General features: G+C 54.5%; 1 protein-coding gene. It reads left to right on the forward strand.

The genetic code is table 11. The features are described 5' to 3' along the window. Positions 1 to 39: 39 nt before the first annotated feature. Positions 40 to 525 carry a ribonuclease E activity regulator RraA gene (rraA, locus tag K5E19_RS23425; protein ID WP_221553324.1) on the forward strand — a complete coding sequence of 162 codons (486 nt, stop codon included), beginning with the start codon at positions 40 to 42 and terminating at the stop codon, positions 523 to 525. Positions 526 to 609 lie beyond the last annotated feature (84 nt).

The raw sequence follows: 609 nt of genomic DNA on the forward strand, positions 1-609 counted from the left end.
ATATACTGAACACATTCGCAGCAACCAGACATTAAACCTATGAAATACGATACTTCCGAGCTTTGTGACATCTACCAGGAAGATGTCAACGTCGTGGAACCGCTGTTCTCCAACTTTGGAGGACGGTCATCGTTTGGCGGACAGATCATCACGGTAAAATGTTTCGAGGATAATGGGTTACTGTATGAACTTCTCGGACAGAACGGCCGTGGTCGCATTCTGCTGGTCGATGGCGGGGGTTCTATGCGTCGTGCGTTAATCGATGCCGACCTTGCCCGTCTCGCCGTGCAAAACGAGTGGGAAGGACTGGTGGTGTATGGCGCAGTGCGTCAGGTGGACGATCTCGAAGAGCTGGATTTAGGCATCCAGGCCATCGCGGCGATTCCGGTCGGCGCGGCGGGTGACGGCATCGGCGAAAGCGACGTGCGCGTCAACTTCGGCGGCGTAACCTTCTTCTCTGGCGACCATCTCTACGCCGACAATACCGGGATTATCCTTTCCGAAGATCCGCTGGATATCGAGTAATAAAAAAGCCGGGTGGCGTTTACGCTTACCCGGCCTACTTTTCTGCGTCACCCTTCCCCTGACGATTTCGCGCGATAGCAAGGC

Source organism: Enterobacter sp. RIT637, assembly GCF_019718755.1.
GTDB lineage: Bacteria > Pseudomonadota > Gammaproteobacteria > Enterobacterales > Enterobacteriaceae > Enterobacter.